Raw genomic sequence first — 16,456 nt, 5'->3', positions numbered from 1 at the left:
AACCGCGGACCGGCGCCTTTTGCGTTGATGCAGGTTACAGCGAGCGGGCCAGGATGGCCTGCTTGACCTCGGAAATGGCCTTGGTGACCTGGATGCCGCGGGGGCATGCTTCCGAGCAGTTGAAGGTCGTGCGGCAGCGCCAGACGCCTTCCTTGTCGTTCAGGATCTCCAGGCGCATGTCGCCGGCGTCGTCACGGGAGTCGAAGATGAAGCGGTGCGCGTTCACAATCGCTGCCGGGCCGAAGTACTGACCGTCGGTCCAGAACACCGGGCAGGACGAGGTGCACGCGGCGCAGAGGATGCACTTGGTGGTGTCATCGAAGCGCTCACGGTCCTCGGCGGACTGCAGGCGTTCCCTGGTGGGCTCGTGGCCCTTGGTGACCAGGAACGGCATGATCTCGCGGTAGGACTGGAAGAAGGGTTCCATGTCCACGATCAGGTCCTTCTCCACCGGCAGGCCCTTGATGGGCTCAACGAGGATGGGCTTGGACGTGTCCAGGTCCTTCAGCAGCGTCTTGCAGGCCAGACGGTTACGGCCGTTGATGCGCATGGCATCGGAGCCGCAGACACCGTGGGCGCAGGAGCGGCGGAACGAAACCGAACCGTCGTGCTCCCACTTGACCTTGTGCAGGGCGTCCAGCACACGGTCGGTGCCGTACATGGTCAGCTTCCACTCATCCCAGTAGGCTTCGTCGGAAACCTCGGGGTTGTAGCGGCGGACCTTGAGCGTGATCTCGAACGAGGGGATGTCCCCGCCCACAGATTCCGGGAGCTCGATCTTGGAGGCGGGCTCCGCGATTTCCGTTGTCATTAGTACTTCCTCACCATCGGCTCGTAGCGCGTGAAGATGACCGGCTTGGTGTCCAGTCGAATGCCGGCGGTGTGCTCGGCGTTCTCTGCTTCATCAACCTTGTACGCCATCGAATGCTTCATGAAATTCTCGTCGTCACGCTCGGGGAAGTCCTCGCGGAAGTGTCCGCCACGGGATTCCTCGCGGTGGAGGGCTGCCACCGTCATGACCTTTGCCAGTTCCAGCAGGAAGCCCAGTTCCACGGCTTCGAGCAGGTCCAGGTTGAAGCGCTTGCCCTTGTCCTGGACGCTGATCTTCTTGTACCGCTCTTCGAGCGAGGCAATGTCGGTCAGCACCTGGTTGAGCGTATCCGCAGTGCGGAACACCTGCATGTTGGCATCCATGGTGTTCTGCAGATCCCGGCGAATCTCGGCGACCCGTTCGGTGCCTTCGGAGTTGCGGACCACGTCCAGCAGCTCGATCGTGGCTGCTTCCGGGTTTTCCGGCAGATCCACGAAGTCAGCGGTCAGTGCGTACTCTGCGGCGTGGATGCCCGCACGCTTGCCGAACACGTTGATGTCCAGCAGCGAGTTGGTACCCAGGCGGTTGGAGCCGTGAACCGAAACGCAGGCAACTTCGCCGGCTGCGTAGAGGCCCGGGATCACTGTGTCGTTGTCCTGCAGGACCTCGGCCTTGATGTTGGTCGGGATGCCGCCCATGGCGTAGTGCGCCGTGGGGAAGACCGGCACCGGCTCGGTGTAGGGCTCCACACCAAGGTAGGTGCGTGCAAACTCGGTGATGTCCGGGAGCTTGGCATCAATGTGTGCCGGTTCCAGGTGCGTCAGGTCGAGCAGGACGTAATCCTTGTTCGGGCCGCAGCCGCGGCCTTCACGGACTTCGTTGGCCATGGAACGGGCAACAATGTCACGCGGGGCGAGGTCCTTGATGGTGGGGGCGTAACGCTCCATGAAGCGCTCACCCTCCGAGTTGCGCAGGATCGCGCCTTCTCCGCGGGCTGCTTCGGAAAGCAGGATGCCCAGTCCGGCAAGGCCGGTCGGATGGAACTGGAAGAACTCCATGTCTTCCAGGGGGATGCCGCGGCGGAAGGCGATGCCCATGCCGTCACCGGTCAGGGTGTGGGCGTTGGACGTGGTCTTGAAAACCTTGCCGGCACCGCCGGAGGCGAAGATGACGGACTTGGCCTGGAAGACGTGCAGTTCACCGGTTGCCAGGTCGTAGGAAACGACGCCGGCCACCCGCTTCTGCCCGAAGGTGTCCTCCACCGTCAGCAGGTCGAGCACGTAGAACTCGTTGTAGAACTCCACGTTGTGCTTGACGCAGTTTTGGTAGAGGGTCTGGAGGATCATGTGGCCGGTGCGGTCCGCGGCGTAGCAGGCGCGGCGTACCGGTGCCTTGCCATGGTCCCGGGTGTGCCCGCCGAACCGTCGCTGGTCAATGCGGCCTTCGGGCGTGCGGTTGAAGGGCAGGCCCATCTTTTCCAGGTCCAGCACGGCGTCAATGGCTTCTTTAGCCATGACCTCTGCTGCATCCTGGTCCACCAGGTAGTCACCGCCCTTGACGGTGTCAAAGGTGTGCCATTCCCAGTTGTCTTCTTCGACATTGGCCAGTGCCGCACACATGCCGCCCTGCGCCGCACCCGTGTGGGAGCGGGTGGGGTACAGCTTGGTCAGTACCGCCGTCCGTGCGCGCTGACCGGATTCGATGGCGGCACGCATACCGGCGCCGCCGGCGCCGACAATGACGACGTCGTACTTATGGACCTGCATACCAGATGCTCTTTCTGTTGAAACTACTAAAAACTCAGGGACTTACCGCACCGTGGGTGCCGTGCAGCTGCTACAAGGAGCTGCAGAAATCAGGGATCAGGTCAGCCGGAGCGTTTGCGGGGCAGGGATCGAAGGTGAAGATCACCAGGGTGCCGAGCAGGATGATCACAGCGGTTGCGACGTAAAGAACCGTCTTGAGCCACATACGGGTGGCTTTCTTATCCGCGTAGTCGTTGATGATGGTGCGCACGCCGTTGCCGCCGTGCAGCATGGCCAGCCAGAGCATGACCAGGTCCCAGACCTGCCACACGGGGTTGGCCCACTTGCCGGCAACGAAACCGAAATCCACCGCGTGGATGCCGTCGCCAACCACCAGGTTCACGAACAGGTGGGTGAAGATCAGGACGACCAGGATGACACCGGATACACGCATGAACAGCCAGGCCAGCATTTCAAAGTTGCCGCGGCCTGATCCGTTGCGGGTGTACTTGGGAGCAATGCGTCCGGAGCGGGGTGCTTCGAGGGCGTGCGCTTCGTTGGTTGATGTAGTCATTGCGTGCTAACCCCCGAAAACGTTCGGAATGTGGCGAATTGAGAAGCCGATGAGCGTCACTGCCCACAGGCCAACGACGGCCCAGAGCATCTGCCGCTGGTACTTCGGCCCCTTCTTCCAGAAGTCGATCAGGACCACGCGCAGGCCGTTGAAGGCATGGAACACGATGGCTGCGACGAGGCCAAGCTCGCCGAGTCCCATAATCGGGTTCTTGTAGGCTCCGATCACCACGTTGTAGGCCTCGGGCGATACTCGCACCAATGAGGTATCCAGAACGTGGACCAAAAGGAAGAAGAAGATCACCACGCCAGTGATGCGGTGGGCGACCCACGACCATTGGCCCTCACGGCCACGGTAGAGAGTGCCTGCTGGTAACTTCGACACTGAATTTTCCTCCCTGCATCGCAGCGGCGTTAGCGCGTCTTCCACGCAGTGATGACGCCGGTGCGACAGCGCTATAAGCTCTACCATAATCTAGGTGCGCGTGACCGCGGTTTCAATTTAGGTCCGCCTATGGTGTGACCCTGATTACATTGATTTGGCTCCGCAAACAGTGTAGAAAAACGCGGCTTCCCCGAAGAGCGGTCCCGGCTCGGCTAATCTTGGCTGTGATGAGTAATGAAAAGGCATACCCCGCACCTTCGTCCGCCGTTCTCGACCGTTTCTACGGCGTGATTCCGGCCGGCGGCGTCGGCACACGGCTCTGGCCGCTGTCACGGGCTGCCGCACCGAAGTTCCTTCATGACCTCACCGGCTCCGGATCCACGCTGATCCGTGCCACCTACGACCGCCTGGCGCCGCTGAGCGGGGACCGGGTCATGGTGGTCACCGGCGCGGTGCACCGGCAGGCGGTCCGCCAGCAGCTGCCCGAAATCTCCAACAAGAACCTGGTGCTTGAGCTTGAGCCCAAGGACTCCGCGGCGGCCATCGGCCTGGCTGCGGCCATTCTGTACAAGCGCGATCCGCAGATCATCATGGGTTCCTTCGCGGCCGACCAGGTGATCGCCCCGGTCGAGGTTTTCCAGCAGGCAGTCCGCGAAGCCGTGCACACTGCGGCGCAGGGCTACATTGTCACCATCGGCATCCAGCCCACCCATCCGTCCACCGGTTTTGGCTACATCCGGGCAGGGGCGCAGCTGAAGGTTGCGGGAGCGCCGAGTGCGCATTCGGTGGTGGAGTTTGTGGAAAAGCCCTCCGCCGACGTCGCGCAGACGTACCTCGCCAGCGGCAGCTACAGCTGGAATGCGGGTATGTTCGTGGCGCCCGTGGACCTGATGCTGAAGCATTTGGAAGCCAACGAGCCGGTCCTGTATGCGGGGCTGATGGAGATTGCCGACGCCTGGGACACCACGCGCCGCCGGGAGGTAGTCCGGCGGGTCTGGCCTACCCTGCCCAAAACAGCCATCGACTATGCGGTGGCCGAGCCTGCTGCAGCTGCTGGCGACGTCGCCATGATCCCGGGAGCCTTCAGCTGGGATGACGTGGGGGACTTCGCCGCCATCGGCCGGCTGAACCCGGCCGAGGAGAACAGCGACCTCACCGTGATGGGCGACGGCGCGAGGGTCTACTCGGAAAACGCCAGCGGGATTGTCGTTTCCGACACCAAACGCGTCATCGCCCTGATCGGCATCGAGGATGTGGTGATTGTTGATACACCCGACGCCCTGCTGGTCACCACCAAGGAACATGCCCAGGAAGTAAAGAAGGCCGTGGAGCACCTCAGGGCCAGCGGAGACACCGACGTCCTGTAGGGCGCGCGCGGACGCCGTCATAAGCGGTCGTATCCGGGGGCGCACATTCCCGTTTCCCGGGTGGAATTGGCTAACCTAGAAGTTGTGCAAACTATCCCGTTGAGCAATTCCCCCATCCCCTCGATACGGGGAAGTGTGGCTCCGCTGCTGGGTGGGTTGATCGACTTCCGGCGGGACCTCCATGCCCACCCCGAGCTGTCAACCAAGGAGTTCCGGACCACCGACCGGATCGTGGAAGCACTGGAAGCGGCCGGCCTCGCACCCAAGCGGCTGCAGAACACCGGTGTTGTCGTCGACATCGGAGACGGACCGCTTCGCCTCGCCCTGAGGGCGGATATCGATGCCCTTCCGGTCCTGGAGGAAACGGGGCTGCCCTATGCCTCGGAGCACACGGGCATAGCCCACGCCTGCGGGCATGACATTCACACCACCGTGATGCTCGGTGTTGCCCAGGTGCTGGCGAAGTTCGACGCCGCCGGTGAGCTCGGCGGGCGCGTGCGGGTGATTTTCCAGCCGGCCGAGGAAGTGATGCCCGGCGGCGCCCTGTCCGTCATAGAGCAGGGAGCCCTTGACGGCGTTCCCCGCATCCTTGCCCTGCACTGCGATCCGCGGGTGGACGTTGGACAGATTGGTACCCGCATCGGCGCTATCACTTCGGCGTCGGACACCATCCGGATCGAACTCAGCGGACGGGGCGGGCACACGTCCCGGCCGCACCTGACCGAGGATCTTGTTTTCGCCCTGGCCGAGATTGCCGTCAGTGTCCCAGCCGTGCTGTCGCGGCGGATCGATGTACGCAGCGGCGTTTCGGTGGTCTGGGGGCAGATGCATGCCGGCTCCGCCCCCAATGCCATTCCCGGCCACGGCTTCATGGCCGGAACCATGCGCTGCCTGGACGCCGAGGCCTGGTATGCCGCCGGTGAGCTCCTGGACAAAGTGGTGCGGGAAGTTGCCGCTCCGTTCGGCGTCGAGGTAGCCCTGGAGCACACGCGCGGTGTGCCGCCGGTTATCAACGCGGACGCGGAAATCAGCCTGCTTGAAGCCTCAGCCCGCGCCGAACTGGGTGAAGACGCCGTGGTCCTGGCCCCGCAGTCCATGGGCGGTGAGGACTTCGCCTGGATGACCCAGACTGTGCCGGGCGCCCTGATGCGCCTGGGTACGCGGTCTCCCGGCGGGGAGACCTTTGACCTGCACCGGGGGGACTATAACCCCGACGAACAGGCCATCAGCTGCGGCGTGAGCGTGATGGCAGCGGCTGCCCTGCGTGCCGCCCGCGGACTGCGCCACTAGGAAATTCCCCGCATCCGGGTGCTGATCCCCGGGTGCCACCCCGACGCGCGCACGGAGACTAGCAGTAGGCACCGGGACGGCCGGTGTCATTTGATAACAACATGTAAACAATTGTTCCGACAGGGCCGAAATGTGACTGGTGTCGCGTCGGAGACCTTATGGTTGTCTTGCTGCGGTCCAACGACGGACGGAGCGCCGCATCACACCGGGTACCGGTGCGCCTTTTCCGGCAGACCGGGATTGGCACCGAGTACCCACCTACGGCGAACGCCATTTTCTTTCCTGGAGGAACATTGAAGAATTTCCCGCGCAGCTTCAAGCGCAATGCCGGCGTCTCCGCCGCCATGCTCGGCGTGTCGGCGCTCCTGCTTTCCGGTTGCGGCGCTGCACCGGAAGAGGAGGCCGAGGGCAGCTCCGAGGCCGCTGCGAGCAGCGACTTCACCGGCTGCATTGTCTCCGACGCCGGTGGCTGGGACGACCGCTCGTTCAACCAGTCCACCTATGAAGGCCTGATGGCTGCCAAGGACGCGCTGGGCATTGAAACCCGTGAAGTCGAGTCCAAGGATGCATCCGACTACACCAACAACGTCAACAGCACGGTTGACGCGGGCTGCGACCTGACGGTCACCGTTGGCTTCCTGCTCTCCGACGCCACGAAGGACGCGGCGGAAGCAAACCCGGACACCAACTTCGCCATCGTTGATGACAACGCCATTGAGCTCGACAACGTCAAGCCGATCATCTACGACACGGCCCAGGCCGCGTTCCTGGCCGGCTACGTTGCCGCAGGCACCACCCAGACCGGCACCGTTGCCACCTACGGCGGCATGAACATCCCCACCGTGACCATCTTCATGGAGGGCTTCGCCGACGGCATCGAGTACTACAACGAAGAAAACGGCACCGATGTGAAGCTCCTCGGCAGCGATTCCTTCGTGGACAGCTTCGACAACCGCGCCGCCGGCAAGACGCTGACCCAGAACTTCATCAATGAAGGCGCCGACATCATCATGCCCGTCGCCGGTCCGGTAGGCCTGGGCACCATGGAAGCCGTTGTTGAAGCCAACGACGGCGGCAAGGACGTCAAGGCCGTATGGGTTGACTCCGACGGCTACGAGACCGCCGGCATCGGCCAGGAATACATCCTGACCTCCGTCATGAAGCTCATGGGCGACGCCGTAGAGAACATCGTCACCGAATCCGCCGAAGGCAACTTCAGCGCCGAGCCGTACGTCGGCACCCTCGAAAACGGCGGAGTGGACCTGGCTCCGTTCCACGACCAGGAAGGCAATGTGCCGGAAGAGGTCAAGACCGCGATTGAGGATCTGAAGGCCAAGATCATCGACGGCGAGATCAAGGTCGAGTCCAAGTCCAGCCCCCAGCAGTAACGGGTCCCGGACTGCCTGCAGACACCAACCGCCATGTCCCGCAGCCACGCTGCGGGGCATGGCGGTTTGTCTGTGCACACCAGGTTTTTCCTCCCAGGCTGCAGGGACGTCTCCCGCACTGCAGCTTTTACTCCCACACAGCACTTTCGAACAGATTGGTTGGGGTTTTGTGAAACTCGAACTCAAGGGCATCACTAAGCGATTCGGTTCGCTGGTGGCCAACGACCACATCGACCTCGTGGTCGAACCCGGGCAGGTGCACAGCCTGCTCGGTGAAAACGGCGCCGGTAAATCGACGTTGATGAACGTCCTTTACGGACTGTATGAACCTACCGAGGGGCAGATCCTCCTCGACGGCAAACCCGTGACCTTCAACGGACCTTCAGACGCGATGGCTGCAGGGATCGGCATGGTGCACCAGCACTTTATGCTGGTGCCCGTGTTCACCGTGGCGGAGAACGTCGCTTTGGGAAATGAATCGACGCGGCTCGGGGGCGCACTGAACCTGCAGACTACCCGCACACGCATCCGTGAAATCTCAGACAAGTACGGCTTCGACGTTGATCCCGATGCCGTGGTCGAGGACCTCCCCGTGGGTGTGCAGCAGCGCGTGGAAATCATCAAGGCACTGATCCGGGACGCCGAGGTGCTGATCCTTGATGAGCCGACCGCCGTCCTGACGCCCCGCGAAACGGACGAGCTGCTCGCCATCATGCGCCAGCTCACCAGCGACGGCAAAGGCGTGGTCTTCATTTCGCACAAGCTGCGCGAGGTCAAGGCGGTGTCCGATGTCATTACCGTGATCCGCCGCGGCAAGGTCATGGGCCAGGCTGAGCCCTCCGCGAGCACCACTGAACTCGCTGCCCTGATGGTTGGCCGCTCCGTCAGCCTGACCCTGGGCCGGGAGGCTGCAACGCCGGGCGAGGAAACCTTCCGCGTGGAGAACCTCTCCGTGCTGTCCGGGAATGGACAGGCGGTGGTGAACGGCCTCAGCTTCGGCATTGCCAAGGGGGAAATCCTGGCGGTCGCCGGTGTCCAGGGTAACGGCCAGACCGAACTGACCGAAGCGATCATGGGCCTCCAGGACCACGTCACGGGGTCCATCAGGCTCGACGGCCGGGAACTGGTGGGCATGAAAACCAGCCGGATCATCGACTCAGGCGTCGGCTTTGTCCCTGAGGACCGCTCGGTGGACGGCCTTGTTGGAACGTTCTCGGTTGCCGAAAACCTGGTCCTGAACCAGTACAACGAGCCGCCTTTTGCCCGCGGCCTGTCCATGAAGCCCTCGGTCGTCGCGGCCAATGCGGACGCGAAGATTACCGAGTTCGACATCCGCACACAGTCCGCTGCGGCCCTGGCCGGCACCCTTTCGGGCGGCAACCAGCAGAAAGTGGTCATGGCACGGGAGCTGTCCCGTCCGCTCTCACTCTTCATTGCCAGCCAGCCCACCCGCGGCGTCGACGTCGGGTCCATCGAGTTCCTGCACCGGAGGATCATCGCCGAACGTGATGCCGGCACGCCGGTGATGATCGTGTCCACGGAACTGGACGAAGTGCTGGAACTGGGAGACCGCATTGCCGTGCTGTACGGCGGACGTCTTATGGGCATTGTGCCCGGAGGCACCTCGCGCAACGTGCTGGGCCTGATGATGGCCGGAATGACGGCCGAAGAAGCACTGGCCCGCGAAGCAGCGTCAGAAGAGAACAATACCGAGGGAGGGGCCCTGTGAGCCCGGAAAAGTCCACCGAAGGTGGGCACAACGCAGACCGCGAAACGTCCGAAGCCGAAGAGCTTCGACTGGAAGCTGCGGCCGAAACCGCGGGAGGGCAGCTGCCTCCGCCCGCCGCTGCGGTAGGAACCACCATCAAGCCCGCCCCCGATGCGGCACCGGGAGTGCTTGAGCGCATCGTGACCGGCAGCGGTCTGGTGTCCGTGCTGGCTGTCCTGATGGCGCTGGTGGTCGGCGGGGTGCTGATCGCACTGACCGACGAGGACACCACCGCTGCGGCCGGCTACCTCTTCAACCGGCCCGGAGACTTCTTCGCCGCCGCGTGGGACGCTGCCGCCGGAGCCTACTATTCGCTCTTCCAGGGCTCGATTGTCAACGTTGAGGCTGAGAGCTTCACGCGAGCGATTTATCCCCTGACCCAGACGCTGACCACCGCCACTCCGCTGATCTGCGCCGGCCTCGGCGTCGCGCTGGCGTTCCGCGCCGGCCTGTTCAACATCGGTGCCCAGGGCCAGATCATCATCGGCGCCGCACTGGCCGGATGGGTCGGGTTCTCCTGGCAGCTGCCCATGGCACTGCACCTGCTGCTGGTGATCATCGCCGGCCTGCTCGGCGGCGCCATCTGGGGCGGCATTGCCGGCCTGCTGAAGGCCCGGACCGGTGCGCATGAAGTCATTGTCACCATCATGCTCAACTACGTCGCCATCCAGCTGGTGGCCTACCTGCTGACCACGCCGGGCTTCCAGCGCGAGGGATCGAACAACCCCATCAGCCCCCAGCTGAACGAAAGCGCCATGTTCCCCAAACTCCTGGGAGACAGTTTCCGGCTGCACTGGGGATTTGTGCTGGCGATCGCCGCCACCGTGTTTGTTTGGTGGCTGCTGAACCGCTCCACGGTCGGCTTTGAGCTCCGCGCAGTTGGCGCCAACCCCGACGCCGCCCGCAACGCCGGCATCAGCACCACCAAGGGCTACGTGGTGGTTATGCTGATCGCCGGTGCACTCTCCGGCCTGGCCGGCGTCTCGCAGGTTTCCGGCACCGAACGCGTGCTGACCGCCGACGTCGCCGCGAGCTTTGGCTTCGATGCCATCACCGTGGCGCTGCTGGGGCGTTCGACGCCGTGGGGAACCTTTGCAGCAGGCCTGCTGTTCGGCGCCTTCCGTGCCGGCGGCGTGGCCATGCAGACCAACACCGGGACCAGCATTGACATTGTCCTGGTGGTCCAGTCCCTGATCGTCCTGTTCATTGCCGCCCCGCCGCTGGTGCGTTCCCTGTTCAGGATCCCGCCACCCGGAGCCTTCCGCACCACCCGCAAGAGCGCCGAAGCCGCCGGAGGAGCAGCATGAGCACCGCAACCACCACAGCCCCCGCGCCGTCCCCGGCGCCGGAAACAGTAGTGCGCAGCTGGAAAACACCCATTCTGCTGGGCGTCCTGGCCATACTCGGACTGGTTTTCTTCGCCTTCCTCTCACCGGACACCGAGGTCACTTTCCGTCTCACCGACCCGGAAGCGGCCATCACGCTGCCTAACCTGGTCTTCTCAGCCCGGGCCTTTGGCTGGGCCGGCGCCATCGCGCTTGTCCTGCTTGCTGCCTGGTCCTTTGTCCTGGTCCGTTCGGGCCGGCGGCTGCCCCTGTGGCTGCCGATCATTTTCGGTGTCGTCTTCGTCTCGGGCTTCCTGGCCTGGTCCGTCGGCAGCACGGGTAACCCGAATGTTGCCCTGTACGGCCTGCTGGCCGGCAGCGTGACGCTGGCCGTACCGCTGGTCTTCGGTTCGCTTTCCGGCGTCCTCTGCGAACGCTCCGGCGTGGTCAACATTGCCATTGAGGGCCAGCTGCTCTTCGGCGCCTTTGCCGCCGCGGTGGCCGGTTCCCTTTCCGGCAACGCGTTCATCGGCCTGCTCGCCGCTGCCATCGCCGGTGTGCTCGTTTCCCTGGTCCTGGCGGTATTCAGCATCAAGTACATCGTGAACCAGGTGATTGTGGGTGTGGTGCTGAACGTTTTGGTCTCCGGCCTCACCGGCTTCCTGTTCTCCACGGTCCTGAGCAAGAACGCCGCCGAACTGAACACGGCCCCCCGCCTGCCGAACATCAGGATTCCGTTCCTGGCGGACATTCCGATCATCGGTCCGATCCTCTTTGACCAGTCCCTGATCGGCTACCTGATGTACTTCGCCGTCGCCGCCGTCTACTTCGGGCTGTTCCGCACCCGCTGGGGCCTGCGCACCCGCGCCGTGGGCGAACACCCGAAGGCAGCTGACACACTGGGCGTGAACGTCAACCGCACCCGCTTCACCAACGTGCTGCTGGCCGGCGCAGTTGCCGGCATCGGCGGGTCCTTCTTCACCCTGGTCTCCGTGTCCAGCTTCGGCCAGGACATGACCGGCGGCCAGGGCTACATTGCCCTGGCAGCCCTCATCCTGGGCCGCTGGAACCCGTTGGGCGCCGCCGCAGCAGCCCTGCTGTTCGGCTTCGCCACCAACCTGCAGTACGTGCTGGGCCTGCTGGGTACACCGGTGCCCAGCCAGTTCCTGTCCATGCTGCCGTACGTGGTGACCATCTTTGCCGTCGCCGGCGTGGTGGGCCGCTCCCGCGGACCGGCCGCCAGCGGCGTGCCGTACATCAAGGGATAACCGCAGCGGGACCGGCGGCCGGAACACCGGCCGCCGGTCCCGCCGTCGTTTCCGGTCCGCACCGGACCGGGGCGCAACCGGAAGGAAAGACATGACCGCTCAGACCCCCCAGGCGGACTGGGACGTGCTCCTGGAGCATGCCCGCGCAGCCCTCACCCACGCCTATGTGCCGTACTCGAAGTATCCGGTGGGTGCCGCGGCACTGACCGACGACGGCCGGATTGTTTCCGGCTGCAACGTTGAAAACGCCTCCTACGGACTGACGCTCTGCGCCGAATGCTCCATGATCAGCCAGCTGAACATGACCGGCGGCGGGCGCCTGGTGGCGTTCACCTGCGTAGACGGCGCCGGTGCGGTGCTGATGCCGTGCGGGCGCTGCCGGCAGCTGCTTTACGAATTCCGTGCTCCCGGAATGGAGCTGATGACCGTCAGCGGCATCCGCAGCATGGACGAGGTCCTGCCTGACGCTTTTGGACCGCAACACCTGGAAGGGTAAATGCACATGAACAGCACAGACTTTGATGCCGTAGACATCATCCGCACGAAGCGGGACAAGGGTGTCCTCTCGGCCGCGCAGATCGACTGGACCATTGACGCCTACACCCGGGGCACCATTGCCGACGAGCAGATGGCCGCCCTGAACATGGCGATCCTGCTCAACGGCATGAACCGCGAGGAGATCTTCCGCTGGACCGCGGCCATGATTGCCTCCGGTGAGCGCATGGACTTCTCCTCGCTGGGCAAGCCCACCGCGGACAAGCACTCCACCGGAGGCGTGGGGGACAAGATCACCCTCCCGCTGGCCCCGCTGGTGGCCGTGTTCGGCGTGGCCGTTCCGCAGCTGTCGGGCCGCGGCCTGGGCCACACCGGCGGCACCCTGGACAAGCTGGAAGCCATCCCGGGATGGCAGGCCTCACTGAGCAACAGCGCGCTGATGAACCAGCTGCGCGACGTCGGTGCCGTCATCTGCGCAGCCGGTGCGGGCCTGGCACCGGCTGACAAAAAGCTCTACGCGCTGCGGGACGTGACCGGCACGGTGGAAGCCATTCCCCTGATTGCCTCCTCCATCATGAGCAAAAAGATCGCCGAAGGCACCGACTCCCTGGTGCTGGATGTGAAGGTGGGCTCGGGCGCGTTTATGAAGGACGAGGCCATGGCCCGGGAACTGGCCGAAACCATGGTCGCCCTGGGCAAGGACGCCGGCGTCAACACCGTGGCCCTGCTGACCGACATGTCCACCCCGCTGGGATTCACTGCCGGCAACGCCATCGAAGTCCAGGAATCCGTGGACGTGCTGGCGGGCGGCGGGCCCGAAGACGTGGTGGAGCTGACTGTCCGCCTCGCCGAGGAAATGCTGACCGCCGCCGGGGTGCGCGACGCCGATCCCGCAGCAGCGCTCAGGGACGGCCGGGCCATGGACGTCTGGTGCCGGATGATCTCGGCGCAGGGCGGAGATCCGGATGCGAAACTGCCCGTGGCGAAGGAATCCGAAACCATCTATGCACCCGCCGACGGTGTGCTGGTGGAGCTCGATGCCTTGTCCGTGGGCGTCGCCGCCTGGCGCCTGGGGGCCGGCCGTGCACGCAAGGAAGACGCCGTCCAGGCGGGGGCCGGCGTCGTGATGCATGCGAAGCCCGGTGCCACCGTCCGGGCCGGCGAGCCGCTGATGACGCTGCTCACCGATACGCCGGAGAAATTTGACCGGGCCCGCGAGGCCCTGGCGGACGCCGTCGTTATTGCGCCCGAGGGCTCACGCCCGGCACGCCGGCTGATCATCGACCGGATCAGCTAGCAGCTTCCCCGGTTGCTGGAACCGCAGAGGTGCCGGTGGCGATCCGCCACGGGCACCTCTGCGTTCGTGGCATGCTTGTAGAGGATCGATAGCCCAACCCAAGGAGCGGCAACTGTTGGACTTTCTCAGTGTGACGGTGGACGGTATCAACAGTTTCATCCTCTCCACCGCGGGCTCCCCGTGGGTGTATATCGGTCTTTTCCTGTGCTGCCTGATTGACGGTTTCTTTCCGCCGGTCCCCAGCGAGTCCCTCGTGGTGGCCCTGGCCTCACTCGCAATGAGCGGCGCCGGCGTGAACATCTGGCTGATTATCCCGGCCGCCGCCCTGGGCGCGTTCCTGGGCGACAACCTCGCCTATCTGATGGGACGCGGGATCGGCATGGACCGGTTCGCCTGGATGCGCCGGCCCAAAACGCGCCGGTCCTTTGCCTGGGCCCGGCACGAACTGGAGAAGCGCTCGGTGTCCCTGATCCTCGTGGCCCGGTTCATCCCCGTGGGACGGGTGGTGGTGAACCTGACGGCAGGGGCCACCGGGTTCCCGCGCCGGCGCTTCGTTTTCCTGACCGCCATCTCCGGGGCCGTCTGGGCCGCGTACAGCGTGGCCATCGGCGCGATAGCCGGCGCCTGGTTCACCGAACACCACCTGCTGGGCGTGGTGGTCGGAGTCAGCGGCGCGCTGGTCCTGGGCCTGGTCATCGACCGCATCATCACCATGGTCCGCGGTACGGCGCCCGGAGCACCGCGCCCGGCGGAGGACACAGAGCAGGCCGAAGATGACGAAAGCACACGGAAGGCCGCCTGAAACGCCGTAGAGTTGCCGTGTGACTGAGCCTACAGATTCCTCCGTAAACACTTCCCGACTCGACGTACGCAGCCTGCCGAAGGTCTCGCTCCATGACCACCTGGACGGCGGCCTGCGCCCGGCAACAATCATCGAACTGGCTGCAGCCGTCGGCCACCAGCTTCCCGCCACCGACCCGGTGGCCCTGGGGGAGTGGTTCCGCGAGTCAGCGGATTCAGGGTCGCTGCCGCGCTACCTCGAAACCTTCGACCACACCATTGCCGTGATGCAGACCCGCGAGGGGCTGACCCGCGTTGCCCGCGAGTTCGTGGAAGACCTGGTGGCCGACGGCGTGGTGTACGCCGAGATCCGCTGGGCACCCGAACAGCACCTGAGCGGCGGACTGAGTCTGGACGAGGCCGTGGAAGCAGTCCAGGCCGGGCTCGAGGAAGGCGTGATGAACGCCGAAACGGCAGGCAGCTTCATCCAGGTGGGCCAGTTGATCACGGCCATGCGGCACGCGGACCGCGGCATGGAAATTGCCGAACTGGCCGTGCGGCACCGGGATTCGGGGGCCGTGGGCTTCGACATTGCCGGTGCCGAAGACGGTTTCCCGGCCTCCCGCTTCAAGGACGCGTTCACCTACCTGGCCGAAAACCAGTTCCCCGCCACGGTGCACGCCGGCGAGGCAGCAGGCATCGAGAGCATTGTTGACGCGCTGGTGCACGGCAGGGCCCTGCGGCTGGGGCACGGCGTGCGGATCGCCGAGGACATCACGGTTGAATTCGAAGCCGACGACGCCGCGTCCCCGGATGAGCCTGAAGTGGGCATGGTGAGCATTGGCCAGGTCGCCGGCTGGGTACGGGACCGCGGAATCGCCCTGGAGGTCTGCCCGTCATCGAACCTGCAGACCGGGGCCGTCGCCTCCTTCGGCGAGGACATCGAGACCCACCCCATTGACCTGCTCTACCAGACCGGCTTCGCCGTGACGGTAAACACCGACAACCGGCTGATGAGCAACGTCAGCCTCACCGGCGAGTTCGAGCTGCTGATGGACACCTTCGACTACGACCTTGATGACCTGCTGGAGCTCACCATGAATGCGGTGAACGCTGCGTTCCTTCCCCTGGATGAACGTGCCGCACTGTCCGCCTTCGTTACCGAGGGATTCAACCGCGCCCGTGGCTGAAACCGACCTCCCCGATGACCTGGGCGAACGGTTCAGCCGGCTCGCCCAGGTCATCGGCACCCTGCGTGAACGGTGTCCCTGGACCGCGGCGCTGACCCACGAATCCCTGCTGGAGTACCTGGTGGAGGAAAGCTACGAGGTCATCGAAGCGGTGGAAGGCGGTACAGCCGGCCCGGAACGGGCCGCCGAACTGCGCGGGGAACTGGGCGACCTGCTCCTGCAGGTACTGCTTCACGCCCGCCTGCAGCAGGAAACCGGCGGCTTTTCCGTGGCCGACGTTGTGGATTCGCTCACGGCCAAAATGATTCGCCGCAATCCGCACGTTTTTCACCCCGACGGCTCTCTCCGGGAGGGCGCAGGGTCAGCGGACACCGCAGCCATCGAAGCCGCCTGGGACGAGGCGAAAAAGACCGAAACCCCGGACCGGGCCTCGGCTTTTGAAGGTATCCCCGCGTCCATGCCGGCCCTGCTGCTGGCCGCCAAAACACTAAGCCGCGCCCGCAGGGCGGGCCTTCCGCTGCCGCCCGTCCCGGCGCCCGCCACGAACCCGGAAGCGCCGTTTGCCGGGGAAACTGAACTGGGGGATGCGCTGCTGGAGATGGTCCGCCGCGCATCGGAACAGGGACTGGATGCCGAGGCGGCGCTGCGTGCGGCAGTCCGCCGGTACACGGACACCGGCCGGGGCAAAGCGGACTGATCCACGGCCGCTGAGCGCACGTATTCGGCGCCCGGACCTTACCCGCGGCCCCGATTCTATTAGGCTAAGAGGCAGAC

The 16,456-nt window shown here is 64.7% G+C and carries 15 protein-coding genes; 11 read left to right on the top strand and 4 right to left on the bottom strand.

Annotated features, from left to right (window positions below; genetic code table 11):
* Positions 1 to 34: 34 nt before the first annotated feature.
* The 4 genes from QWJ37_RS12700 to sdhC form a co-directional block, all read right to left on the bottom strand.
* Positions 35 to 811, bottom strand: coding sequence for a succinate dehydrogenase iron-sulfur subunit (locus QWJ37_RS12700; protein ID WP_290245459.1), 777 nt, complete (start codon positions 809 to 811; stop codon positions 35 to 37).
* Positions 811 to 2,577 carry a succinate dehydrogenase flavoprotein subunit gene (sdhA, locus tag QWJ37_RS12695; protein ID WP_227904176.1) on the bottom strand — a complete coding sequence of 589 codons (1,767 nt, stop codon included), beginning with the start codon at positions 2,575 to 2,577 and terminating at the stop codon, positions 811 to 813. Before sdhA ends, QWJ37_RS12700 begins: the two co-directional genes overlap by 1 nt.
* Positions 2,578 to 2,647: 70 nt before the next feature.
* Positions 2,648 to 3,130, bottom strand: coding sequence for a succinate dehydrogenase hydrophobic membrane anchor subunit (locus QWJ37_RS12690; protein ID WP_227904177.1), 483 nt, complete (start codon positions 3,128 to 3,130; stop codon positions 2,648 to 2,650).
* A gap of 6 nt (positions 3,131 to 3,136) precedes the next feature.
* A complete protein-coding gene (sdhC, locus tag QWJ37_RS12685; RefSeq protein ID WP_227904178.1) occupies positions 3,137 to 3,514 on the bottom strand; it encodes a succinate dehydrogenase, cytochrome b556 subunit in 378 nt (125 codons plus the stop codon).
* Between the two features lie 227 nt (positions 3,515 to 3,741).
* Here sdhC and QWJ37_RS12680 point away from each other — a divergent pair, with 227 nt between their 5' ends.
* The 11 genes from QWJ37_RS12680 (at position 3,742) to QWJ37_RS12630 (ending at position 16,379) form a co-directional block, all read left to right on the top strand.
* Positions 3,742 to 4,881 (top strand): mannose-1-phosphate guanylyltransferase, encoded by a 1,140-nt coding sequence (locus tag QWJ37_RS12680; protein WP_227904179.1) that lies wholly within the window; start codon positions 3,742 to 3,744, stop codon positions 4,879 to 4,881.
* 99 nt (positions 4,882 to 4,980) lie between these two features.
* A complete protein-coding gene (locus QWJ37_RS12675) occupies positions 4,981 to 6,171 on the top strand; it encodes an amidohydrolase (protein WP_227904180.1) in 1,191 nt (396 codons plus the stop codon).
* A 344-nt stretch (positions 6,172 to 6,515) separates the two neighbouring features.
* Positions 6,516 to 7,559: a BMP family ABC transporter substrate-binding protein gene (locus tag QWJ37_RS12670; RefSeq protein WP_227904192.1), complete on the top strand. Its 1,044-nt coding sequence runs from the start codon at positions 6,516 to 6,518 to the stop codon at positions 7,557 to 7,559.
* Positions 7,560 to 7,728: 169 nt separating this feature from the next.
* A complete protein-coding gene (locus QWJ37_RS12665) occupies positions 7,729 to 9,288 on the top strand; it encodes an ABC transporter ATP-binding protein (RefSeq protein ID WP_227904181.1) in 1,560 nt (519 codons plus the stop codon).
* A gap of 134 nt (positions 9,289 to 9,422) precedes the next feature.
* Positions 9,423 to 10,634, top strand: coding sequence for an ABC transporter permease (locus QWJ37_RS12660; RefSeq protein ID WP_290245749.1), 1,212 nt, complete (start codon positions 9,423 to 9,425; stop codon positions 10,632 to 10,634).
* Positions 10,631 to 11,920, top strand: a complete 1,290-nt coding sequence (locus QWJ37_RS12655; RefSeq protein WP_227904182.1) for an ABC transporter permease — start codon at positions 10,631 to 10,633, stop codon at positions 11,918 to 11,920. The genes QWJ37_RS12660 and QWJ37_RS12655 overlap by 4 nt, the downstream gene beginning before the upstream one ends.
* 91 nt (positions 11,921 to 12,011) lie before the next feature.
* A complete protein-coding gene (locus tag QWJ37_RS12650; protein WP_227904183.1) occupies positions 12,012 to 12,416 on the top strand; it encodes a cytidine deaminase in 405 nt (134 codons plus the stop codon).
* 6 nt (positions 12,417 to 12,422) lie between these two features.
* A complete protein-coding gene (locus QWJ37_RS12645; RefSeq protein WP_290245458.1) occupies positions 12,423 to 13,712 on the top strand; it encodes a thymidine phosphorylase in 1,290 nt (429 codons plus the stop codon).
* A gap of 136 nt (positions 13,713 to 13,848) precedes the next feature.
* Entirely contained in the window at positions 13,849 to 14,514 is a 666-nt protein-coding gene (locus tag QWJ37_RS12640) for a DedA family protein (protein WP_227904552.1), read from the top strand.
* 19 nt (positions 14,515 to 14,533) lie between these two features.
* Positions 14,534 to 15,682, top strand: a complete 1,149-nt coding sequence (locus QWJ37_RS12635) for an adenosine deaminase (protein WP_290245457.1) — start codon at positions 14,534 to 14,536, stop codon at positions 15,680 to 15,682.
* On the top strand, positions 15,675 to 16,379 hold the full coding sequence (locus QWJ37_RS12630; RefSeq protein ID WP_290245456.1) for a MazG nucleotide pyrophosphohydrolase domain-containing protein: 705 nt from the start codon (positions 15,675 to 15,677) through the stop codon (positions 16,377 to 16,379). Before QWJ37_RS12635 ends, QWJ37_RS12630 begins: the two co-directional genes overlap by 8 nt.
* Positions 16,380 to 16,456 lie beyond the last annotated feature (77 nt).

The organism is Arthrobacter sp. YD2 (assembly GCF_030410475.1).
Classification (GTDB): domain Bacteria; phylum Actinomycetota; class Actinomycetes; order Actinomycetales; family Micrococcaceae; genus Arthrobacter_B; species Arthrobacter_B zhangbolii.
Note: the sequence above shows the minus strand (reverse complement) of the source record. Positions and strands in the feature narration are given on the sequence as shown.